The sequence below is a fragment of the Gillisella taibaishanensis genome, assembly GCF_001938985.1.
Taxonomy (GTDB): Bacteria; Pseudomonadota; Alphaproteobacteria; order Rhizobiales; family Rhizobiaceae; genus Allorhizobium; species Allorhizobium taibaishanense.
The window spans coordinates 387694-410513 of record NZ_MKIN01000023.1 but is presented as its reverse complement, the minus strand read 5'-3'; the positions used below and the strand labels follow the sequence as shown (position 1 = coordinate 410513).

Annotated in this window: 21 protein-coding genes; 12 read left to right on the top strand and 9 right to left on the bottom strand. The window is 56.4% G+C overall.

Features of this window, described 5'->3' with window-relative positions:
* Positions 1-57: 57 nt before the first annotated feature.
* Both BJF91_RS18635 and secB read left to right on the top strand, forming a co-directional pair.
* Complete coding sequence (locus BJF91_RS18635) at positions 58-612, top strand: FxsA family protein (protein WP_075616012.1); 555 nt, start codon at positions 58-60, stop codon at positions 610-612.
* Positions 613-683: 71 nt separating this feature from the next.
* Entirely contained in the window at positions 684-1145 is a 462-nt protein-coding gene (secB, locus tag BJF91_RS18630) for a protein-export chaperone SecB (RefSeq protein ID WP_075616011.1), read from the top strand.
* A 58-nt stretch (positions 1146-1203) separates the two neighbouring features.
* On the opposite strand, the gene dnaQ is transcribed toward secB, so the two are convergent.
* From dnaQ to BJF91_RS18605, 5 genes are all read right to left on the bottom strand, one after another.
* Entirely contained in the window at positions 1204-1932 is a 729-nt protein-coding gene (gene dnaQ / locus BJF91_RS18625; protein WP_075616106.1) for a DNA polymerase III subunit epsilon, read from the bottom strand.
* A gap of 131 nt (positions 1933-2063) precedes the next feature.
* Positions 2064-2645 carry a dephospho-CoA kinase gene (gene coaE, locus BJF91_RS18620; protein WP_075616010.1) on the bottom strand — a complete coding sequence of 194 codons (582 nt, stop codon included), beginning with the start codon at positions 2643-2645 and terminating at the stop codon, positions 2064-2066.
* Positions 2642-3502: a shikimate dehydrogenase gene (locus BJF91_RS18615; protein WP_075616009.1), complete on the bottom strand. Its 861-nt coding sequence runs from the start codon at positions 3500-3502 to the stop codon at positions 2642-2644. The genes coaE and BJF91_RS18615 overlap by 4 nt, the downstream gene beginning before the upstream one ends.
* A complete protein-coding gene (locus BJF91_RS18610) occupies positions 3495-4094 on the bottom strand; it encodes a Maf family nucleotide pyrophosphatase (protein ID WP_075616008.1) in 600 nt (199 codons plus the stop codon). Before BJF91_RS18610 ends, BJF91_RS18615 begins: the two co-directional genes overlap by 8 nt.
* Before the next feature lie 42 nt (positions 4095-4136).
* On the bottom strand, positions 4137-4958 hold the full coding sequence (locus BJF91_RS18605; RefSeq protein ID WP_075616007.1) for a pyruvate, water dikinase regulatory protein: 822 nt from the start codon (positions 4956-4958) through the stop codon (positions 4137-4139).
* A gap of 404 nt (positions 4959-5362) precedes the next feature.
* Here BJF91_RS18605 and hemE point away from each other — a divergent pair, with 404 nt between their 5' ends.
* From hemE to BJF91_RS18565, 8 genes are all read left to right on the top strand, one after another.
* Positions 5363-6397, top strand: a complete 1035-nt coding sequence (gene hemE / locus BJF91_RS18600) for a uroporphyrinogen decarboxylase (RefSeq protein ID WP_075616006.1) — start codon at positions 5363-5365, stop codon at positions 6395-6397.
* Between the two features lie 3 nt (positions 6398-6400).
* Entirely contained in the window at positions 6401-6940 is a 540-nt protein-coding gene (gene hemJ, locus BJF91_RS18595; protein ID WP_075616005.1) for a protoporphyrinogen oxidase HemJ, read from the top strand.
* A gap of 196 nt (positions 6941-7136) precedes the next feature.
* Positions 7137-8402 carry a transcription termination factor Rho gene (gene rho, locus BJF91_RS18590; RefSeq protein WP_139310764.1) on the top strand — a complete coding sequence of 422 codons (1266 nt, stop codon included), beginning with the start codon at positions 7137-7139 and terminating at the stop codon, positions 8400-8402.
* A 146-nt stretch (positions 8403-8548) separates the two neighbouring features.
* Positions 8549-9859 carry a tRNA uridine-5-carboxymethylaminomethyl(34) synthesis GTPase MnmE gene (gene mnmE, locus BJF91_RS18585; RefSeq protein WP_075616004.1) on the top strand — a complete coding sequence of 437 codons (1311 nt, stop codon included), beginning with the start codon at positions 8549-8551 and terminating at the stop codon, positions 9857-9859.
* A gap of 25 nt (positions 9860-9884) precedes the next feature.
* Complete coding sequence (gene mnmG, locus BJF91_RS18580) at positions 9885-11759, top strand: tRNA uridine-5-carboxymethylaminomethyl(34) synthesis enzyme MnmG (protein WP_075616103.1); 1875 nt, start codon at positions 9885-9887, stop codon at positions 11757-11759.
* 4 nt (positions 11760-11763) lie between these two features.
* Positions 11764-12399 (top strand): 16S rRNA (guanine(527)-N(7))-methyltransferase RsmG, encoded by a 636-nt coding sequence (rsmG, locus tag BJF91_RS18575; RefSeq protein WP_075616104.1) that lies wholly within the window; start codon positions 11764-11766, stop codon positions 12397-12399.
* Positions 12400-12415: 16 nt separating this feature from the next.
* Positions 12416-13210: a ParA family protein gene (locus BJF91_RS18570; protein ID WP_075616003.1), complete on the top strand. Its 795-nt coding sequence runs from the start codon at positions 12416-12418 to the stop codon at positions 13208-13210.
* A 197-nt stretch (positions 13211-13407) separates the two neighbouring features.
* Positions 13408-14286: a ParB/RepB/Spo0J family partition protein gene (locus tag BJF91_RS18565; RefSeq protein ID WP_075616002.1), complete on the top strand. Its 879-nt coding sequence runs from the start codon at positions 13408-13410 to the stop codon at positions 14284-14286.
* Between the two features lie 157 nt (positions 14287-14443).
* Here the strand turns inward: BJF91_RS18565 and holA are convergent, their stop codons facing one another.
* The 3 genes from holA to leuS form a co-directional block, all read right to left on the bottom strand.
* Positions 14444-15484, bottom strand: coding sequence for a DNA polymerase III subunit delta (gene holA, locus BJF91_RS18560; protein WP_075616001.1), 1041 nt, complete (start codon positions 15482-15484; stop codon positions 14444-14446).
* Between the two features lie 140 nt (positions 15485-15624).
* Complete coding sequence (lptE, locus tag BJF91_RS18555) at positions 15625-16146, bottom strand: LPS assembly lipoprotein LptE (RefSeq protein WP_075616000.1); 522 nt, start codon at positions 16144-16146, stop codon at positions 15625-15627.
* Positions 16136-18766 (bottom strand): leucine--tRNA ligase, encoded by a 2631-nt coding sequence (gene leuS, locus BJF91_RS18550; RefSeq protein WP_075616102.1) that lies wholly within the window; start codon positions 18764-18766, stop codon positions 16136-16138. Before leuS ends, lptE begins: the two co-directional genes overlap by 11 nt.
* A 301-nt stretch (positions 18767-19067) precedes the next feature.
* Between leuS and BJF91_RS18545 the strand changes: the two genes are divergently transcribed.
* A complete protein-coding gene (locus tag BJF91_RS18545) occupies positions 19068-19727 on the top strand; it encodes a YggS family pyridoxal phosphate-dependent enzyme (protein ID WP_075615999.1) in 660 nt (219 codons plus the stop codon).
* 95 nt (positions 19728-19822) lie between these two features.
* Here BJF91_RS18545 and BJF91_RS18540 read toward each other — a convergent pair whose 3' ends face one another.
* On the bottom strand, positions 19823-20518 hold the full coding sequence (locus BJF91_RS18540; RefSeq protein ID WP_075615998.1) for a DUF1013 domain-containing protein: 696 nt from the start codon (positions 20516-20518) through the stop codon (positions 19823-19825).
* Between the two features lie 288 nt (positions 20519-20806).
* On the opposite strand from BJF91_RS18540, the gene acs reads away from it, so the two are divergent.
* Positions 20807-22762, top strand: coding sequence for an acetate--CoA ligase (gene acs, locus BJF91_RS18535; protein WP_075615997.1), 1956 nt, complete (start codon positions 20807-20809; stop codon positions 22760-22762).
* Positions 22763-22820: the final 58 nt, after the last annotated feature.

Genomic DNA, 22820 nt, shown 5'->3' with positions numbered 1-22820 from the left:
CAAATAGCCCGATGAGACTTCTTTGAAACATCGGACAATTGCTTCGAAGGACCCCTGATGCGCCTGACTGCCCTTTTCTTCCTTTTGCTGCCTTTGATGGAGATCACCGGCTTCGTTCTGGTCGGCCAGTGGCTGGGCGTGCTGGCAACTATCGCCTTGGTGATCGCGTCGAGTCTTCTCGGCGTGCTGGTTCTGAGAAGCCAAGGGATCAGCCTTGCCCAACGCCTGCGCCGCCCCCGGTCAGGTGATCCGCAGCAGGCAGCACAAAGTGTTCTGAGCAGCACAGCACAAGTGTTCGGTGGTCTGCTGTTGATCCTGCCAGGCTTCATTACCGATATTCTTGGACTGATGTTGCTGATCCCCGTGGTCCGCTCCACTCTGTGGAAAATCATCAGCCCTCGCCTTGTGGTCGTCCAGACTGGCCGCCGCAGGGCGCGAGGCGGTGGTCCAGGCGCGGGTTTTGCTGATCGTGATCCGGGCAATCACCGTGACCCGCGTCGTCAGGGTCCCGTGGACAGCGGCGACATCATCGATTTGGATGAAGGTGACTACCATAGGCAGAATCCAGGCGGATCCTCGCCCTGGACCCGCCTTCCCAAGGATGAAGGTTAAGGGCGAAAGGGTTGTAAGCCCCCTGTCGAAATGTTAGATGGCCTCGAACCATAATGCCTTGAGGAACCCCGATGGCCAATGAAAATGACAATGGGGCGGAGAGCCCGTCCCTGAATATCCTTGCCCAGTATATCAAGGATCTGTCCTTCGAAAATCCGGGCGCACCGCGCTCGCTCCAGGCCCGGGACAAGGCCCCTTCGATCAATATCAATGTCAACGTCAACGCAAATCCGCTGTCTGACAACGACTTCGATGTCGTGCTGTCGCTGACCGCCGAAGCCCGTGACGAAGACAAGATCGTGTTTGCGGCCGAACTGGTTTATGGCGGCGTGTTCCGCATCACCGGCTTCCCGCAGGAACATATGCTGCCGGTGCTGTTCATCGAATGCCCCCGCCTGCTGTTCCCGTTCGCTCGCCAGATCATTGCCGACGCGACGCGCAATGGCGGTTTCCCTCCGCTGATGATCGATCCGATCGATTTCGCTCAGATGTTCGCACAGCGCTTTGCCGAAGAGCAGGCTCGCGTCAACTGACGCCTTGCCTTCAGCGCGATCACTGAGAACGAAAAAGCCCGGCAATGCCGGGCTTTTTTCATGATGCTGTGTCCGCCTTTTCAGCTTGGCCATATTGGGCCCAGATGGCTTTCTGTCCCAGCCGCTTGACGAGCGCGGCGTGCCGCTGCTGTTCGTCATCACTGAGGCGCCGCGCCAATGGTCGCGGACGTGCGGTAATTTCAACGACGACTTCCGCATCATTACTGCGGCTGCGCCGGTCATCGCTCCCCGCCTGCTCCAGACCGAAGGTCGCCTGACGGCCACCCAGCATTTCAATATAGACTTCTGCCAATAGTTCGGAGTCGAGAAGCGCGCCGTGTTTGGTACGGTGCGAATTGTCGATACCGTAGCGCCGGCAGAGCGCGTCAAGCGTGTTCGGCCCCATCGGGTGCTTGCGCCGCGCCAGCGAAAGCGTGTCGATTACATGTTCGGGACCAACTGGCGGACGACCAAGCCGCTCCAACTCGGCGTTGATGAAGCCCATATCGAAAGTCGCGTTATGCGCCACCCATTTGGCACCGTCGAAAAACGCTACGAGGTCCTCAACTATGTCGGCGAAAAGAGGCTTGTCCTTCAGGAACTCGGGCGTGATACCATGTACCGCCAGCGCGTCCGGATGGATCGCCCGGTCAGCAGGGTTGATATACACATGGAAGGTTCGCCCGGTAGGGAAATGGTTGAACAGTTCCACACCACCGATTTCGATGACCCGATCCATCTTGCTTTCAAGGCCAGTGGTTTCTGTATCGAATACGATTTCGCGCATCATCGCTCCTGAATACTTTTGTCTGCCGATATCGGCGTTGCTTAATTATCGAGCCCGCACCGCGCCGATCCAGTCTTGATTACATCAGGCTTTTGGCTTTTGCACGTCGATGCGCGCTGCTTATCCAGTCTTTAGCTGCGAAGCTGAGTGACGATCGCCCTGACTTGCGCCTGGGCCGCCTGCAGTCCATTGCCAGTGTCGACTACAAAATCGGCCCGGTCTCGTTTCTCAGCGTCAGGCATCTGGCGCGATAAGACCAAAGCCAACTTGTCCTCAGTCCAGCCAGGTCGAGACAGAACCCGACGCTTCTGCGTGGCAGCATCGCAGCTGACGACAACCACCTTGTCGAGTTGCTTTTCGCCGCCGGTCTCAAACAGCAGCGGAATGTCGAAAACGACCAGGTCAGCACCTGCCAGATCCTGATCGTCAATAAAATCTCGCTGCTTGCGGCGAACAAGCGGATGCACGATCGCCTCCAACCTCTTAAGCTTATCCGGATTCTGAGCCAGAGTTCGACTGAGGATATCGCGATTGACGACACCGTTTACGATCGCCTCGGGGAATTCTGCACTAATCGGATCGACGGCTTCACCGCGATATAGATCATGCACTGCGGCGTCGGCATCATAGACCGGCACGCCCTCCTGGCGGAAGAAATCTGCCGTGGTCGTCTTGCCCATGCCTATTGAGCCCGTGAGGCCGATGCGGATCATCCATGCGCCTCCAGATCAGCGATTACCAACTGCCGCAACTCATCCGTTACCTCTGGCCTGATCCCGAACCATTTTTCAAAGCCGGGCACCGCCTGATGCAGCAGCATGCCGAGCCCATCGACTGTCGCAAGTCCTGCTGCTTTCGCTTGGCGCAAAAGGCCCGTTTCCAGCGGTGTGTAAACAATGTCCGTGACCAATGCATGAGGAGAGAACGACCCCCAGTCGATCTGCGGCACATCCTCGCCGTTCATGCCAAGTGAGGTTGTATTGACCAGCAGTTGAGTACCCCGCAGAACGTGATGCAGCTTTTCCATGCCATGACCGGCGACCGCTTCCCCGAAATGGGCCGCGAGTTCCTGCGCGCGCGCCTCAGTGCGGTTGACAATATCTATTCTCTCGAGACCGCGATCGAGCAGGCCATGGACGATCGCCCGGCTGGCGCCGCCCGCACCAAGAACGACAGCGCGTTTTGCGGCATCCCAGCCCTGACAGCGCTGGTCGAGATTGGCAAGGAAGCCATAGACATCGGTATTGGTTGCGTGCAGACGACCTTCTTCCAGCCAGAGCGTATTGGCCGCGCCGAGCCGCACGACCACCTCATCTCTGACATCTGCAATACGGTATGCCGCTTCCTTATGAGGGATTGTAACATTGCCACCACGGTAGGGATTGCGGCCCGATTTCACACCATCGAGGAAATTGGCAAAATCATCAGGCGCAACTTCAACTTTGCGGTAATCCCCTTCCAAGCCATGTTGGCGCAGCCAGTAGGAATGGATGAGGGGAGAGCGTGAGTGCTTGATTGGAAAGCCGGCAACGAATGCAGCGGGTGCGAGTGTTTCACGTGAATCATGCATGCAGGACGTCCAGTTGCCGAAGTTTTTCGAGAAGCGGTAGAAGCGGCACACCGACGATGGTGAAGTAATCGCCTTCGACCGCCGAAAACAATTGCAGGCCGCGGCCCTCGATCTGATAGCCGCCAACGCTTTTCAAGATCTTGTCGCCGGCCTTTTCAAGATAATCATCGAGAAAAGCTTCGCTGAACATCCGCACGCTCATATGCGCGAGAGACACACGCCGCCAAATGATCTCGTCGTCTTTAGCAATGGCGAGCACGCTATAGAGAGTATGCGTTTCGCCGCGCAGGCTTAGCAACTGATCCCGGGCAGCGGCCATATCCTTCGGTTTGTGATAGACGCGATCACCCAAAGCCATCACCTGGTCGCCGCCGATCACCAGCGCTCCATCATGCCGGCGGCTGACCGCGAGGGCCTTCTCACAAGCCAGCAACTCGGCCAATTGTTCAGGCGAAAGATGCTGATGTTCGGCCCTGCCCTCGATTTCGCGTTCATCGACATCAGGGGCAGCCGTGGAAAAGGTAAGGCCCACCTCGGTCAGCAGATGTTTGCGGAAGGGACTGGTGGAGGCAAGAATGATCGGACTTTTCATTGAAACCCTCATCGCCGGACCAGCCGGCCTTTGTTTCAGGCTCTAGCGCGGCTTGGCGCGCAGTGCAATGATTGCCGCAGCCGTCTCTTCGATCGAGCGACGGGTGACATCGATCACCGGCCAGTTATGGCGTGCACAGAGTGACCGTGCATATTTCAGTTCTTCGGCAATGCTCGCGCGGTCGGTATAGCCGCTCGGATCAAAACCGCTGACGCTGCCAAGCTCCCGGTGACCCCGCACCTGGGAAATCCGGTCTGACGTGGCAATTAGCCCGACGATCAGTGGTCTAGTTGCCGCAAGCAGAGAGTCCGGCAACGGCGCCCCGGGCACGATCGGAATATTGGCCGTCTTGATACCTCTGTTGGCAAGATAGATACTCGTCGGCGTTTTCGATGTCCGGCTGATACCGACAATCACGACGTCGGCCGTGTCATAATCCTCGACCATCTGCCCGTCATCATGGTCCATCGTGTAATTCAATGCTTCGATGCGGGCGAAATAATCGGCATTCATCACATGCTGCGCACCGACGCGACGACGCGCCAGCGGACCTAGATAGGTCTGGAACGTGCCGATAATAGGCTCCAGAACGTTGACACTGGGAACGCCGAGCTCAACGCATTTACGATCGACGAAATCCGCGAGTTCAGGGTCGACGATTGTATAGAGTACGATGCCGGGTTCCTTATCGACCGACTGCAGTACCGCATCGGCCTGGCGCCGATTTCGCACCAGCGGATAAACATGTTCGATCGGACTGGAATGCTGAAATTGCACCGCGGCCGCACGCCCAGCCGAGATCAAAGTTTCACCGGTCGAGTCAGAAATCAGGTGCAGATGGAAGAAGTTTTTTTTGTTCTCCACGTTATCCTGCCCCTGCTGTTGATAGACCGGGAGAGAAATCCCGTTTCCACGCCCTCGACCTCACCCCTCGGGATAAGCCGGGTTTTATCCACAGACCTAACCCGTTCAGCGAGGTTTTCACAGGGGCTGTGCATAAGCGGAAGAAATTTTGATAATCGGATTTCTATCCATCTTCTATCCACAGATGGGCTTCAATACGAATCTGAGCCTAAAAAATTGATTTTCTTGATTAAAGTGCCATTTGAACAATGAGTTTTCCAAACACTCCTTCTTCTATCCCATCCAGGAGGTTAACGTCGGACGAACATCGTTAATCTGTGTACGACCTTTAACCCTTGCTACTCACAGACTCTTAGAAATAGAAAAAAGAAGATCTCTCTTTTTATAATTTGAAAGGCACGACCTTGAGCGCGAAAAATCGGACCGTCTTGAAAGTGCTCGAGGGGCAGACCCTCTCTCCGCCCCCAATATGGTTGATGCGGCAGGCTGGTCGCTATCTGCCTGAGTACCGGGAAACGCGGGCGAAGGCTGGAAGTTTCCTGGATCTCTGTTATTCGCCGGACTTTGCGACCGAAGTCACCCTGCAGCCGATCCGGCGTTACGGCTTCGATGCAGCCATTCTGTTTTCAGACATTCTCGTTATTCCTGACGCCCTCAACCGGAATGTCACCTTCTCCGAAGGCAAGGGTCCGGAAATGACGCCGATCAGTCCGGAGGAGATTTTAGCCCTGAAGGAGCAATCGGTCTTTCCACATCTCAATCCTGTGATTGAGACCGTGGCACGGTTGCGTAAGACATTGCCTGATGAAACGACGCTGCTCGGCTTCTGCGGTGCGCCCTGGACAGTGGCGACCTATATGATCGCCGGCCACGGCACACCTGACCAGGCTCCTGCCCGATTGTTCGCCTATCGCCATCCCCGCGAATTTCGATACCTGCTCGATCATCTCGCGGATCTTTCGGCAGAATATCTGCTGGCCCAGCTCAAAGCCGGCGCGGACGCCGTTCAGATTTTCGATTCCTGGGCTGGGGTATTGGGTGAGGAAGAGTTTGCCACCTTCTGCATCGGTCCTGTAAAGCGGATCATCGACAAAGTGCGCAGCCAGCGTCCCGATGCCAAGATCATCGCCTTCGCCAAGGGTGCGGGGCTTCTCCTGAAAGATTATCGCCAGAAAACCGCTGCTGATGCCATCGGGCTGGATTGGAGCGTTCCGCTGTCTTTCGCAGCAGAGCTACAAAAGGATGGCCCTGTGCAGGGTAATCTCGATCCGATGCTGGCGGTGGCGGGTGGTCAGCCGATGCGCGATGGCATAGACAGAATTCTCGGGAGGCTCGGGGCAGGCCCGCTGATCTTCAATCTCGGTCATGGCATCACCCCGCAGGCCGATCCGGAAACCGTGCGCGATCTCGTGCAACATGTGCGTCTGAAAGCGAGCTAGGTCATGAGCGACAAGCAGAGCAGCAAAGCCACTGGAAGAGCCGCAGGGCGGCGGGCCTTGATAGCGCTTGTTGTTTTCGTCCTGATTGTTGCAGGTCTGTTTATGGCCGGCCCAGATCGTGCCTATCTCTGGATCAAGGCGCTGCATGTCATTGCCATCATTTCCTGGATGGCAGGGCTTCTCTACATGCCGCGGCTGCTGATCTACCATTTCGACGCCCCTGCAGGTTCGCAGCAGGCCGAAACATTCGCGGTGATGGAACGGCGTCTGATGAACGTGATCATGCGTCCGGCGATGACATTGTCCTGGATTCTTGGCCTTTACCTCGCCTGGTCGGTTTTCGATTTTCAGGGGGGCTGGCTGCATGCCAAACTGGCTGCGGTGCTTTGTCTCACCGCCGCCAATGAATACCTCGCCATGGCTGCGAAGTCATTCGGCCGGGGCACTTACTTGAAAACCCCCAGGTTCTGGCGGGCATTCAACGAGATCCCGACAGTACTGATGATCGTGATCGTCATTCTCGTGGTCGTGAAGCCCTTTTGATTTTCGTAGGATAGGGCTCTGCTAGCCCGAAATGTGAACGAAATTTTCCGCGCCTCTTGCGGCGCGGCCTCCAAACAGCTATTTTCCCGCTATCTCTTTTCGTGGCATGCATCTCTCGTATTCGCCAGTCCCCCTGGCAGAACCGATACATTCCCCGCACGCCCTTCCCCAACAAGTTAGATTTATGGTCCCCTTCATGGCTGAAATGAAGCTACAAGAACTCAAGAGCAAATCGCCAACCGATCTGCTGGCCTTTGCGGAATCGCTTGAGGTCGAAAATGCCAGCACGATGCGCAAACAGGAATTGATGTTTGCCATCCTGAAGATGCTGGCAAGCCAGGACGTGGAAATCATCGGCGAGGGCGTCGTCGAACTGCTGCAGGACGGTTTCGGTTTCATGCGCTCGGCCAATGCGAATTACCTGCCGGGTCCTGACGATATCTATATTTCCCCCTCGCAGATCCGGCGTTTTTCGCTGAAGACTGGCGATACCGTTGAAGGCCCGATCCGGGGTCCGAAGGAAGGCGAGCGCTATTTCGCTCTGCTCAAAGTCAATACGATCAATTTTGAGGATCCGGAAAAGATCCGCCATAAGGTTCACTTCGACAATTTGACTCCGCTCTATCCAAACGAGCGGTTCAAGATGGAACTGGAAATCCCGACCTCCAAGGATCTTTCGTCGCGCGTAATCGATCTGGTTGCCCCGCTCGGCAAAGGCCAGCGTGGATTGATCGTCGCTCCGCCACGCACTGGTAAGACGGTGCTTTTGCAGAACATCGCCCATTCGATCACCGCCAACCATCCGGAATGCTACCTGATCGTTCTGCTGATCGATGAACGGCCGGAAGAAGTCACTGACATGCAACGCTCCGTGCGTGGCGAGGTCGTGTCATCGACCTTCGATGAGCCGGCAGTACGGCATGTGCAGGTCGCGGAAATGGTCATTGAAAAGGCCAAGCGTCTTGTCGAGCACGGTCGCGATGTCGTGATCCTGCTCGATTCCATCACCCGCCTCGGCCGCGCCTATAACACTGTTGTCCCCTCTTCCGGTAAGGTTCTGACGGGTGGTGTGGACGCCAACGCCCTGCAGCGGCCGAAGCGTTTCTTCGGTGCCGCGCGTAACATCGAAGAAGGCGGCTCCTTGACGATCATTGCAACGGCGCTGATCGATACTGGCAGCCGTATGGACGAAGTCATTTTCGAAGAGTTCAAGGGCACGGGCAACTCGGAAATCGTGCTCGACCGGAAGGTCGCCGATAAGCGCATCTTCCCGTCGATGGATATTCTGAAGTCCGGAACACGTAAGGAAGACCTGCTGGTCCCCCGCCAGGATCTGCAGAAGATTTTCGTGCTGCGGAGGATTCTGGCACCGATGGGCACCACGGATGCTATCGAGTTCCTGATCGACAAGTTGAAACAGACCAAGACGAATGGCGACTTCTTCGAGTCGATGAACACCTGATCCGATTTTGTAAGCCGGATTCATTTACGGAAACCTCCGGTCCCTGGCCGGAGGTTTTGCATTTTTCGGTAGGCGTGAGATCATCGATGGCAGCCGAGCATTTTCGGCCGCATTGATTACAGCTCTTTGGACCATTCGGTTTAGTAATGACCAGCGACACTATCTTTGCCCTTTCAACCGGCGCCCTCCCCTGCGGGGTTGCGGTCATCCGGTTTTCCGGTCCCTCGGTTGCTCAGCTGCTCGAGCACTTCTGTGGTCCTGTGCCGGAGCCACGCCAGGCGACACTAAAATCGATTCGTAACCGTGACGGTGACGTTATAGATCGGGGCTTAGTGCTGTTTTTCCCCGGACCTGCCTCATTCACTGGCGAAGACTGCGGCGAATTTCATGTGCATGGTAGTCTAGCTGTGGTCAATTCTATCCTCTCGGAGATGGCTGCATTTAAAGATTGTCGCCTGGCCGAAGCGGGTGAGTTTTCACGCCGTGCTTTTGAGAATGGCAAGCTTGATCTTGTGGAAGTTGAAGGGCTTGCCGACCTGCTGGCGGCTGAAACGGAAATGCAGCGTCGCCAGGCGATCGTTCAGGCCGGTGGCGAGGCAACTCGAACCTACGCAGAGTGGAGAGAGTTGCTGATCCATGCCCGAGCGATGATCGAAGCGGAGCTCGATTTTTCCGATGAAGGCGACATACCAGGATCCGTTTCTGACCAAGTCTGGACCAGTGTCCGCGCCTTGCATGACAAGATCAGTAAGACCCTGGCAGATGAAAAACGTGGCGAGATCATCCGCGACGGATTTAAAGTGGTGATTGCTGGACCGCCGAATGCCGGCAAATCGAGTTTAATCAATGCACTCGCGGGACGCGATATTGCCATCGTCACGCATTATGCTGGTACGACACGCGACATTCTGCACTGCGATATTGATCTTGAAGGTTATGTGGTCCGGCTGTATGACACTGCCGGAATTAGAGACACCGATGAAGCCGTGGAGCAGGAAGGTATCCGTCGTGCTCTACGGAAGATCGATGAAGCTGATCTCGTACTTGCTCTTCAAGATGTGACAGTCGAGGGATCTGCACTGGATATCATTTCGGTTCCGGTTCTTAAAGTCGGGACAAAGATCGATCTCAGTGCATCCGGCGATATTTCCGGCTTTGACCTGATGATATCGACTTCGGATCCCGGCGATATCGACAGAGTTCGCGCCGCGATCTTGAATTCGATTCGGGCACGTTTCGACTTCGGTGGTTCTGTGATTCCTAGCCGGTTACGCCACGTCGAGTGTTTGAAGCAGTCATTAGCGAATATTGAATGTGCTTTGCACAGCAGTTTGAACCTTGAAATTCGCGCGGATTATTTACGGATGGCGTCGGATTGTTTGGGTCGGTTAACCGGACGGATCGACACGGAAATTCTGCTCGGTAAGATTTTCTCGGAATTCTGCGTTGGAAAATGATTCACGTGAAACACTGGTGATGAAGATGATACGTGAGCCTGGACATTTTGACGTTATTGTCATCGGCGGGGGCCATGCAGGGAGCGAGGCCGCTTATGCTGCTGCCCGCCTCGGCGCGCAGACGTGCCTCGTAACGCATCACCGAGATACCATTGGTGTTATGTCGTGCAATCCCGCTATCGGTGGTCTCGGCAAAGGTCATCTTGTTCGGGAGATAGATGCCCTGGATGGCCTGATGGGCCGCTGCGCCGACGCCGCTGGCATTCAGTTCAGAATGCTGAACCGCAAGAAGGGGCCTGCCGTTCGCGGACCTAGGACACAGGCCGACCGTAAACTTTATCGCCAAGCTGTGCAGTCAGTCCTGTTCGATCAGGCCAATCTGTCAATTGTCGAGGGTGATGTATTTGATCTGAAACTCGCCAACGGCGCCGTTAGCGGGGTTATCTTGGCAGACGGACGTGAATTGTCTGCGGCTTCTGTTATTTTAACATCCGGCACATTCTTGCGCGGTCTTATTCACATCGGCATGAAGAAAATCCCGGCGGGGAGAGTCGGAGAAGCGCCTTCTACCGGATTAAGTGCGACGCTCTCCCGCCTTGGATTGCGGCTTGGCCGGCTCAAAACTGGTACCCCGGCTCGTCTTGATGGTCGGACGATCAATTGGTCACAACTGGAAATGCAGTCGGCTGATGAGCAGCCGGTTCCGTTTTCATTTATGACAGATCGCATTTCCAATCCCCAGATTGACTGTGGCATTACCCGCACTACGCTTGATACGCATCAGATCATTCGAGACAATATCCATCTCTCGGCAATGTATTCTGGCCAGATTGAGGGTGTGGGGCCGCGCTATTGTCCTTCGATTGAAGACAAGATCATGCGGTTCGGCGATCGCGATGGGCATCAGATTTTTCTTGAGCCAGAAGGTCTGGACGATCATACCGTTTATCCAAACGGTATCTCAACCTCCTTGCCTGAGGAGGTCCAGGAAGCATTTATGCGGACGTTGCCGGGGTTGGAGAATGTTGCCATTCTGCAGCATGCCTATGCCATTGAATACGACCATATTGATCCGAGAGAGCTGAAGACAAACCTTGAGCTGAAAAGCGTCGATGGTCTCTATCTCGCTGGACAGATTAATGGGACGACTGGTTATGAAGAGGCAGCTGCTCAGGGGCTCGTTGCTGGTCTGAACGCCGCTCGCTCGGCAGCGGGTCAGAAGGCCGTGCAGTTCAGTCGCGCTAACTCCTATATCGGCGTAATGATCGATGATCTCACCAGCTCCGGCGTGACGGAGCCGTATCGTATGTTTACGTCCCGTGCTGAATTTCGGCTCTCATTACGTGCTGACAATGCCGACATGAGGCTTACGCCTCTTGGCATAGACCTCTGCTGTGTTGGACTTGAACGGCAGGTGAAGTTTCAAGCCTATAGGCAGGAACTAGACAGCGCCATTGCTCTTCTAAATGCCAGACAGATCACACCGAATGAAGCAGGGGCCGCGGGTATCGCGGTTAATCAGGACGGCCGTCGTCGGACAGGTCTAGAACTGCTTGCTTATCCGGATGTCAAACTTCCCAACCTTGCAAGTGTTTGGCCGGAACTCACTGCACTCAACGTGAAAGTCGCAGAAGCTGTCGAGATTCATGCGACCTATGCTGTCTATATGGATCGTCAGAACGCGGATATTGCCGCAACCAAACGCGATGAAGATAGGGCTATTCCCGCTGATTTCGATTATGGACTGCTATCGGGCCTATCGAATGAGTTGAAACAAAAATTAAATCGGCTCCGTCCCGTCAATTTAGCGCAGGCGGCGAAACTTGAGGGAATGACCCCAGCGGCGGTCTCACTTATTATTGCTTATTTGAATAAGGGCTCCTTGCGCAATGCCGGCTGATACAATGAATGCGAGTCTATTAGAGCGGCTGACCGGCTTGCGTGTTTCACGTGAAACATACGAAAAATTGGACTACTTCGTCGAACTCTTTGGCAAGTGGTCAAAGGTGATGAACCTAGTGGCTCAGTCAACACGTGAGCAGGTGTGGCGTCGTCACGTCGTCGACAGCGTTCAACTGTTGAAGATTGCTCCCGGCCCAAGACGGTGGATTGATCTCGGGAGCGGCGGAGGATTTCCTGGCGTTATCACAGCGATTTTGCTCACTGAATTTGACGACGGTTGGGTCGATCTAGTGGAGAGCAACAACAAGAAAGCCGGATTCCTGCGTACTGCACTGATGGAAACCGGCGCGCGAGGTAAGGTTCATTGCCTGCGGATTGAGGAAGCTACGGAGACCCTCCCCGCCAGCGAATCCATTTCGGCCCGAGCGCTCGCCGATCTCGACCTACTTTTCGACTATGCCTCCCCTTGGACGGAAAAAAACACAGATCTTAAATTTTTCTTGCATAAAGGCCGGGATTACCAATCCGAAATTAACAATGCGCGTGACCGATGGACGTTCGATCTGGTAATACATCCAAGCGCGCTTGAGGCGGACTCTGTTATTTTGGAAGTGAGTCGGCTGGCGCGATCACAATAGATTAGTCAGGTGACCTATGGCCTTCGACAAGAACCGGATCATAACCATCGCCAATCAAAAGGGCGGGGTTGGTAAGACGACCACTGCTATTAACCTCGCGACCGCGTTGGCGGCGATTGGTGAGCGGGTACTTATCGTTGACCTAGATCCGCAGGGTAATGCCAGCACTGGCCTGGGAATTGATCGCCGCGATCGAAAGCTGTCATCCTATGATTTGTTGATTGGAAGCCATAGCGTTTCCGAAACGGTTATTGAAACGGCCGTCCCCAATTTATCGATTGTTCCTTCAACCCTTGATCTACTTGGGCTTGAAATGGAAATTGCTCAACGCCCGGATCGCGTCTTCCGGTTGAAGGCAGCCTTGCAGACTGAAGAAGGCCTAGCTTATTCTTACGTGCTGGTGGACTGCCCGCCGTCTTTCAACCTTCTCACCATGAATGCAATGGCCGCCGCTCACTCTGTGCTAGTGCCGTTGCAGTGCGAATTTTTCGCATTGGAGGGCTTAAGCCAGTTGCTTGAGACGATTGGTCAAGTTCGCCGGAGCGTCAATCCGAATCTTGATATTCAGGGCATCGTCCTGACGATGTTTGACTCGCGCAATAATCTTGCGCAGCAGGTTGTGACCGATGTTCGCACCCATCTAGGGGAGAAGGTTTATCATACGCTGATCCCGCGCAATGTTCGCGTGTCGGAAGCGCCTTCCTATGGGAAGCCCGCAATCCTTTACGATCTAAAATGTGCGGGTAGCCAGGCCTATCTTCAGCTTGCCTCTGAAGTTATCCAGCGGGAACGGCAGCGACGGGCGGCTTGATGGCTGTTTTTTTCATGAGGCACTGGACCTCAAAGAGGCATCACCTGTCTCGGCGTTGATCCAGAGGCCGCGGCGGTCGGCCTGCCGCAGGAATGTAAGCTGAGAATTCAGGATATCCGTCCTTTGCTGCGGATGAATGACGAGGCGCTCATCAGTTCAAACTCTTGATGCGCTAGGATGGAACGAAGGGGTTCGCGATGAACGATGATATTTCGAAGCGGCGCTTGGGTCGCGGCCTAGCTGCCCTAATCGGCGAAATGGATCAGCCGGTCCCAGTCGAGTCAGGTCGCACCCTGGTTTCCGCCGATCGGATGGTCCCGATTGAATTCGTATCGCGTAATCCCCGTAACCCTCGTCGTTACTTTGACAAAACGGTTTTGCAAGAATTGGCCGGCTCGATACGCCAACACGGTATTGTTCAACCAGTGGTCGTTCGCACTGTCGGTACTGAGCGTTACGAGATTATTGCCGGGGAGCGGCGCTGGCGGGCGGCTCAACTGGCTGGCCTCGTTGAAATCCCGGTCATTGTCCGCGATGTCGATGATCGTACTGCTCTAGAATTGGCGATCGTCGAGAACGTCCAGCGCGCCGATCTCAATCCGTTAGAAGAGGCGATGGGCTATGAGCAACTGATCGCCGATCATGGTTATACCCAGAATGATCTCGGAGAAATTATCGGTAAGAGCCGCAGCCATGTGGCCAACAGCCTGAGGCTGTTAAAACTGCCGGATCCGGTGAGGGACATGCTTGCCGATGGTTCTCTGTCGGCGGGCCATGCTCGCGCCCTTGTTTCGACCTCTGATCCCGTGACTCTGGCCCGACAGATCGTGACCAAGGGTATGTCGGTTCGCGACGCTGAACGGCTGGCGCAGAACGATATCAAGGGCCAAGGACAACCAAAGCCAGCCGTCGCGCCTTCCAAAGATTCGGATACAATTGCGCTCGAAAGAAGCTTGACGGATCGGCTAGGGCTTGATGTTGCGATTACTCACAAGGGTGGCGGCGGACAGTTGCGCATCAATTACAAGACGCTGGAACAGCTTGAAGAAATTTGCCGGCTACTTGAAGCGCGATAAGCCGCGGATTTTCCTTTTGCAAAGGATCCACCGAAGTAGGCTATTGGCTTGATTGAGATGTGAAGGCCACCGAGGATCTATCCACGGTGGCCTTTTGAGTCGCACTAGTTCAAACCATAATGATTTGAGGCTACCTGAAGCCTCGCCGCTGAGGGGATTAGCGCCCACGCCGCGCAGCCTGCAGCGTGACAGCCAGGAGGGTCTGTAATGACATGCTCTCTTCCATGGCGGGCTGACGTCGGCTGGCGAGGATCGCAGTCTGGAGACGGCGAGTTTCCATGGCTATGGCGTCGGACGACCAGTTCCGCAGTGACTTTTCAAACAGTGGTTTTCGTTTGAAATGGATCTGCCGGCCGAGCGTTTGCATCACTTGGCCCGGCTGTTGACGCTTCTCGTCCATTTCGCTGCGCATCAGGTCCAGCAATTGAAACTGTCGTAGGCAGCCCTGGAGCACGAGGAACATAGGCGTTTTCGAGGTCGCAATCTTCTGAACGGCGTGCAAGAGAGCATCGGCATTGCCGGACAGCACGGCATCGACAGCTTCATCGGTCGAAATTGCGCTGGCATCACCGATGATTTGCTCGACATGGGTCTCGTCGACGAGATCGTCGTTTAGGCAATAGAGCAGGAGCTTGGCAATCTCGTTACGGGATGCGCGGCGGTCGCCACCAAGGCTTTCGCTGAGAAGGGCACGGGCGGCCGGTGTCAAGCGCTTGCCGGCCGCACCAAACTCCGCGTCGATCAGTGCATTGATCGCCCTCGCATCATCCTGGTAGCAGGGGATAACCGCCATATTGCGGGCCGGTTCGGCTATCTTGCGCGTTGCCGAGCCTTTTTTCAGGTCGCCTGCTTCCATAATGAGAAAGCTGTCCTCAGGCGGGTCCTTGGCGAGAACCTGCAATCCGTCGATAAGAGCCTTCTCGTTGGCAACCCCACGCAGCCAAACCAGCCGTTGGCCGCCAAACAAGCCCAAGGAATTCATCTCATCAAGCAAACGCCCCGGATCGCCCTGAAGATCACTGCTATCTAGCCGTATTACCGAGAAAGGATCATCGAGGGCAACACCGGAGGACTTCGCAATCGCCGCCGCCCGCTCGGCAACAAGGCCGACGTCCGGCCCATAAACTAGGAATACCTTGTAGTGGCGGGCCGATTTCTGCAGAAAGCCGTCGAACTCGTGAGATTTGACTTCAACCATGGGTCTGATGTCCGATCTGCACCGGGGTGAGGTGCTTTCGCCGCATGTCAATTGGCCGAGCGCCAGTTTGCTGGTCAGAATGCCATTGCCGGTCGTCTTTTACACGGCAATGGCCTCGCCTCGGCCGTTCATGGCAAAGGCTAGCGAGCCAGAATGCTGGCCAGGTCGGCAGAAATCAGCTCGGCAAGTTCGCGAGCTCCCCGATTTTCCGCATCGCGCACAGCGCGCAATTTGGCAAATTCCTGAGTGGGGAAGTCCACCAAGGCGACGGCTTGACGATGGGCAATGCGCATGACCGAACCATCGCTTGCCTTCTTCAGCGTATAATCTGCGCTGACGGTCACACGGCCGGCCGTGGCGCGGTCGGTGCTGTTGTTGATCAACACATCCGTAGACTCGCTGTGAACCACCAGGTTGACGATGTAGTCCGGATGCGCTGGCTCACCCTGACCGCCAGCTGCAAGGAATATCAACTGGTTGCGGACCTCTTGACCGACGCGGTCGGTTGCCGGCGAAAAAGCGATGGAGGCCATCAGCTTGCGGGTGCCTGACGCTTCGCCATACAAGGGCTTCACCTGGCAACCCGCCAAGGTTCCCAGAAGACCAATGGACACGGCGAGAACGGCCCGACGATACAAATTTACACGTGAATCAGACGACAATGTTCACAATCCTCTGCGGAACCACAATGATCTTTTTGGGGGCCTGCCCCTGAAGAGCGGCTTTGACGGCATCCAGATCGAGCACCGCTTGGCTTACGGCATTCTGATCCGCATCGCGAGCGATTGTCAATTCAGCCTTCTTCTTGCCGTTGATCTGTACCGGCATAACCACTTCGTTTTCGGCAACCAGATCGGGTTCAAAAACCGGCCAGGCGGCTTCTGCGACCATCGTAGAATGACCAAGTACGGCCCAGCATTCCTCGGCCAGATGCGGCATCATCGGGGCGATGATCTGGATCAGAATCTCCGTGGCATTGCGCACGGCTGATGTGAATGCCGTGTCAGCCTTGCCCGCGGCGACCTGCGTCAATGGGGCTGCCAAGGCATTGAGGAATTCGTAGATCCGGGCGACGGCCTTGTTGAAGGCCAGCTTGTCCAGATCTGACCCCACCGCCTGCAGGGTCTTGTGGGCGACCTGTGACACAGCCCTGCCCTCGCCCTCTTTGGCCGGCGTCGACGCGGAGGTTTTCAGGACATCGGCGGCTTCCGATACGAGCCGCCACAGGCGCTGCACGAAGCGGTGCGAGCCCTCGATACCGGCTTCTGACCAGATCACATCGCGATCGGGTGGCGAATCCGAGAGGACGAAGAAGCGGGCCGTATCGGCGCCATAGGAGCCGAGAATGTCGTCGGGATCGATGACGTTCTTCCTCGACTTCGACATTTTCTCGATCGAGCCGATGGTGACTTCCTCACCGGAGGACAACAGGAAGGCGCGACGCTTGCCGTCGACGTCCTCAATCCTGATATCTGCGGGCGCCACCCACTTACCATTGGCACCGCTGCCTATCTGATAGGTTTCGTGCACGACCATGCCCTGGGTGAACAGGCCCTTGAAGGGTTCGCTCACATCGACATGGCCGGTTTCGCGCATCGCGCGGGTAAAGAAGCGGGAATAGAGCAGATGCAGGATCGCGTGCTCGATACCGCCGATATACTGGTCGACTGGCAGCCAGTGATTGGCAACGGCCGGATCGGTCGGATTGTCCTCCCAGGGCGCCGTGAAGCGGGTGTAGTACCAGCTCGAATCGACGAAGGTATCCATGGTGTCGGTTTCACGACGCGCCGGCTTGCTGCAGCAAGGGCACGCGACGTTGCGCCAGGTCGGGTGACGATCTAGCGGATTGCCTGGAACGTCGAAGGTGACGTCATCAGGCAATTTGACAGGGAGATCCTGTTTCGGAACCGGAACAACTCCGCAGTCTTCGCAATGAATGACCGGAATAGGGCAGCCCCAATAGCGCTGACGGGAGACGCCCCAATCGCGCAGGCGGAAATTGACCTTACGTTCGGCAACCGGCTCATTGCCCAGTTTCGCTGCCGTCAATTTTTCGGCTACGGCTGTGAACGCGTCCTGCGTGGTCATGCCATCCAGGAAGCGGGAATTGATCATCACGCCGTCGCCGTCATAGGCGGTGTCACCAATTTCGAAGCTGGCTGCATCGCCGTCCTTGGGCATGACCACAGGCACGACCGGAAGGCCGTATTTGCGGGCGAAATCCAGGTCGCGCTGGTCGCCGGACGGGCAGGCGAAGATCGCGCCCGTGCCATAATCCATCAGCACGAAATTGGCGATGTAGACGGGCAGTTCCCAGGAGGGGTCGAGCGGATGCTTGACCTTGACGCCGGTGTCGATGCCCTTCTTTTCAGCCGTTTCCAAGGCTGCCAGCGAGGTCCCTGCCCTGCGGCAGTCGTCGCAGAAGCTGGCAATTTCTTGAGAGTTCTCGGACAGCGCCTTGGCCAGTGGATGATCGGCGGCGATCGCCAGGAAGCTGGCGCCAAACAGCGTATCAGGCCGGGTGGTGTAGACCTGTACGTCGGTGAAGCCTACAGGGCCGCTGCCGGCAGCGATTTCCCACCGAACGGCCAGGCCTTCAGAGCGGCCGATCCAGTTCTTCTGCATCAGGCGGACTTTTTCCGGCCAATTGTCGAGCGTGTCGAGCGCGTCCAGCAGATCCTGAGCGAAGTCGGTGATCTTAAAGAACCACTGGGTCAGTTCGCGCTGCTCGACCAAGGCGCCGGAACGCCAGCCGCGACCGTCGATCACCTGCTCGTTGGCAAGAACCGTCTGGTCGACCGGGTCCCAGTTGACCTTGGATTGCTTGCGATAGACCAGGCCCTTTTCCATCATGTCGATGAACAGCGCCTGCTGACGGTGGTAATATTCGACATCGCAGGTGGCGAATTCGCGTGACCAGTCCAGCGACAGGCCCATGGATTTCAGCTGGCTGCGCATGGCTGCAATGTTCTGGTAGGTCCAGTCCTTCGGATGGACATTGTTCTGCATCGCTGCGTTTTCAGCGGGCATGCCGAAGGCGTCCCAGCCCATCGGATGCAGCACGTTATAGCCGCGGGCGCGCTTGTAGCGCGCGACGACGTCGCCCATCGCGTAATTGCGCACATGGCCGATATGGATGCGTCCCGATGGGTAGGGGAACATCTCGAGCACATAATATTTCTCGCGAGCGTCATTGTTGTCGGTCTCGAAGATCTTCGCCTCAGACCACTTTTCCTGCCAACGAGGTTCCGCGTCGCGCGGATTGTAACGTTCGGTGCTCATGATATGCCACGTCCGGATTGCTTGAAAATTTGGCTGGACCTTCACCATGAAACAGCCCAAGCGTCAAGGTTTTGCGGCGCAATCGGGCTTCTTCTGGCGCATTCGGCGCGTTACAGCGCCGCGCGTTTTATAAAACGCGCAAAGGACGCTGTACCGTTTTCAATCTGCTGCATAATTTTCTCCTTAAATCGACGATTTAAGGAATGATGCAATAGCACTGGCGAGGCTCTTGCCTTTCGCCGTCAGGCCCGCGAAAACAGGGCGCATTTCAAAAGACGGATCGCAGGCCATGACCCCTACCATGACGATTGAAGAGAGACTGGACGAGGTAAAGGGGCGGATTGCCGCTGCAGCACGGGAGGGCGGCCGTGAGCCAGCGACGGTCGAACTGGTTGCTGTGTCTAAAACCTTCGATGCAGATGCGATCCGTCCGGTGATTGCCCATGGCCAGCGGGTTTTCGGTGAAAACCGCGTGCAGGAAGCGCAGGGAAAGTGGCCACAGTTGAAGGCGGAGACGTCGGGGATCGAACTGCATCTCATCGGCCCGCTTCAGTCCAACAAGGCTGCCGAAGCAGTAGAACTGTTTGACGTGATCGAAACTGTTGACCGCGAGAAAATCGCCCGGGTTCTGGCCGAAGAGATGCGCAAGCAAGATCGGCATCCCGCGCTTTACGTTCAGGTCAACACCGGGCTGGAGCCGCAGAAGGCTGGCGTCGCGCCGCAGGAGACGGTCGCTTTTGTCGAGCTTTGCCGCTCTCAACTCGGTCTCTCAATCCTGGGTCTGATGTGCATCCCGCCGGCTGACGAAAATCCGGGGCCGCATTTTGCCCTGCTGGCCAAGCTTGCCGGTCAATGCGGTGTCGAAAGACTGTCTATGGGCATGTCCGGGGATTACGAGACTGCGATCGCTTTCGGCGCCACTAGCGTACGGGTCGGCTCTGCAATATTCGGTCATCGTTGACTGCTTGATACGAAAAACCCCGGAAGGGCGAAACCATTCCGGGGTGCGATCATGTCGGCGCTATAGCATCGGACTTAAATTGGGAGAGGCGACAATCAGTATTGATCGTCTTCTTCTTCCGGGGTGGTCGACTTCAGCGACTGCAGCTTCTTGAACACGGCATTGGCGTCGATTTCCTTTTCCTCGTCCTGGGCATAGAAATCGAGATGTTCGGTCTGCGAGGCTGCTTGCAGGGTCGCGCCAAGTTCGGCGGCCGTCGGCAGCGGGCGGCCCTTGGAGGCCTTTTCCACTTCCATGTCCAGATCGATCTGGCTGCAGAGGCCGAGCGTCACCGGGTCCATCGGCGTCAGATTGGCCGAATTCCAGTGGCTGCGGTCGCGGATCTGCTCGATCGTGCTCTTGGTCGTGCCGACGAGGCGCGAAATCTGTGCGTCCTTCAGTTCCGGATGGTTGCGCACCAGCCATAGAATGGCATTCGGGCGATCCTGGCGCTTGGAAACCGGTGTGTAACGCGGGCCACGACGCTTGGAATCGGGTACGCGAACCTTCGGCTCGGAAATTTTCAGCTTGTAGGCTACGTCTTTTTCGCCGCGTCCGATTTCGTCGCGCGACAGCTGGCCGGTGGCGATGGGATCGAGACCCTTGATGCCCTGGGCGGCTTCACCGTCGGCAATGGCTTTTACCTCCAGCGGGTGCAGCTTGCAGAACTGGGCAATCTGTTCGAACGACAGCGCCGTATTGTCTACAAGCCATACGGCCGTGGCCTTTGGCATAAGCAGTGTCTGGGCCATGCAATTACAATCCTTCTTTGGGTACGCGCCGTGGGGCGCGAGCCGTGGATACAACCAGAATTTCCGGGAAATCACCTGTCGTATACGCCCATTGTCGCAGAAATGCAATTCTTTGAGAGACAAATGACCTTTGTCTAATTGCCGCCGCTTGATGAGCTGATAAGAATTGACACCATGACTGGCACATCATGAGGCGGCACTCAAACCTCGCCTCGTGACGGGTCAAAAAAAAGAGAGTTGAGGAGCTCTCCGCAGCCTGACATGGTTGCGTGACATCAGGAGGATTTCATGTCTGCCAAGTCTTATCCCATTTTGAAGACCGCCAAGGCCCAGGCGATGATCGATGAAGACAAGTACTTGAAATGGTACGAAGAAAGCATTGAAGAACCCGAGAAGTTCTGGTCCAAGCACGGCAAGAGAATCGATTGGTTCAAGCCCTATACCAAGGCGAAGAACACCTCGTTCAAGGGCAAGGTCGGGATCAAGTGGTTTGAAGACGGGCTGACCAACGTCTCCTACAATTGCATCGACCGGCACCTGAAGACCCATGGCGAGCGCACGGCGATTATCTGGGAAGGCGACAATCCCTATATCGACAAGCGGATCACCTACAACCAGCTGTATGACAATGTTTGCCGGCTTGCCAATGTCTTGAAGGCCCATGGCGTCAAGAAGGGTGACCGCGTCACCATCTATATGCCCATGGTGCCCGAGGCCGCTTATGCCATGCTGGCCTGTGCGCGCATCGGCGCGGTACATTCGGTGGTGTTTGGCGGTTTCTCGCCGGAAGCGCTGGCCGGACGCATCGTCGACTGTGAATCCACTTTCGTGATTACCTGCGACGAGGGCGTGCGCGGCGGCAAGCCGGTCCCGCTCAAGGAAAATACCGACGTCGCCATCGACATCGCCGCCAAGCAATATGTCATCGTCAACAAGGTGCTGGTCGTGCGTCGCACAGGCGGCAAGGTGGGCTGGGCTCCCGGCCGCGACCTCTGGTATCACCAGGAAACCGCGAAGGTTAAGCCGGATTGCCCGCCGGTGAAGATGAAGGCGGAAGATCCGCTGTTCATCCTCTACACATCAGGCTCGACAGGCAAGCCGAAGGGTGTGTTGCACACGACGGGTGGCTATCTCGTCTACGCATCGATGACCCACGAATATGTGTTCGACTACAAGGATGGCGAGACCTTCTGGTGCAGCGCCGATGTCGGCTGGGTCACTGGCCATTCCTATATCGTCTACGGGCCGCTCGCCAATTGCGCGACGACGCTGATGTTCGAAGGCGTGCCGAACTTTCCCGACCAGGGCCGATTCTGGGAAATCGTCGACAAGCACAAGGTCAATATCTTTTATACGGCGCCGACGGCCATCCGGTCGCTGATGGGGGCTGGCGATGAGTTCGTCAAGCGCTCGTCGCGCGCCAGCCTGCGCCTGCTCGGCTCTGTGGGCGAGCCGATCAATCCCGAAGCCTGGGAATGGTATTATAACGTGGTTGGCGAACACCGCTGCCCGATCGTCGATACCTGGTGGCAGACGGAAACCGGCGGCATCCTAATCAGTCCCCTACCCGGCGCAACCGTGCTGAAGCCGGGTTCTGCCACCCGCCCGTTCTTCGGCGTCAAGCCGGAACTGGTCGATAACGAAGGCAACGTGATCGAAGGACCCGGCGACGGCAATCTGTGCATCACAGACAGCTGGCCGGGCCAGGCGCGCACGATCTATGGCGATCATAGCCGCTTCGTCCAGACCTATTTCTCGACCTATAAGGGCAAATATTTCACCGGCGACGGCTGCCGGCGCGATGAGGACGGCTATTACTGGATCACCGGCCGTGTCGACGATGTCCTGAACGTTTCTGGCCATCGCCTCGGTACTGCGGAAGTGGAATCGGCGCTGGTCTCGCATCATCTTGTTTCGGAAGCCGCCGTCGTCGGCTATCCACATGGCATCAAGGGCCAGGGCATCTATTGCTACGTGACGCTGATGGCCGGCCATGAGGGAAATGAGGAATTGCGTCAGACGCTGGTCAAGCACGTACGCTCGGAAATTGGGCCGATTGCAGCGCCTGACAAGATCCAGTTTGCGCCGGGCCTCCCCAAGACGCGTTCCGGCAAGATCATGCGCCGCATCCTGCGCAAGATTGCCGAGGACGATTTCGGGGCACTGGGCGACACTTCCACGCTTGCCGATCCCGGTGTGGTCGATGATCTCATCGCCAACCGTCAGAACAAGGCAACAGCCTGATAGTAAGATGGGCGGAAGGTGATCTTCCGCCCATTCCTGCTCAAAGAACGAGATTCAG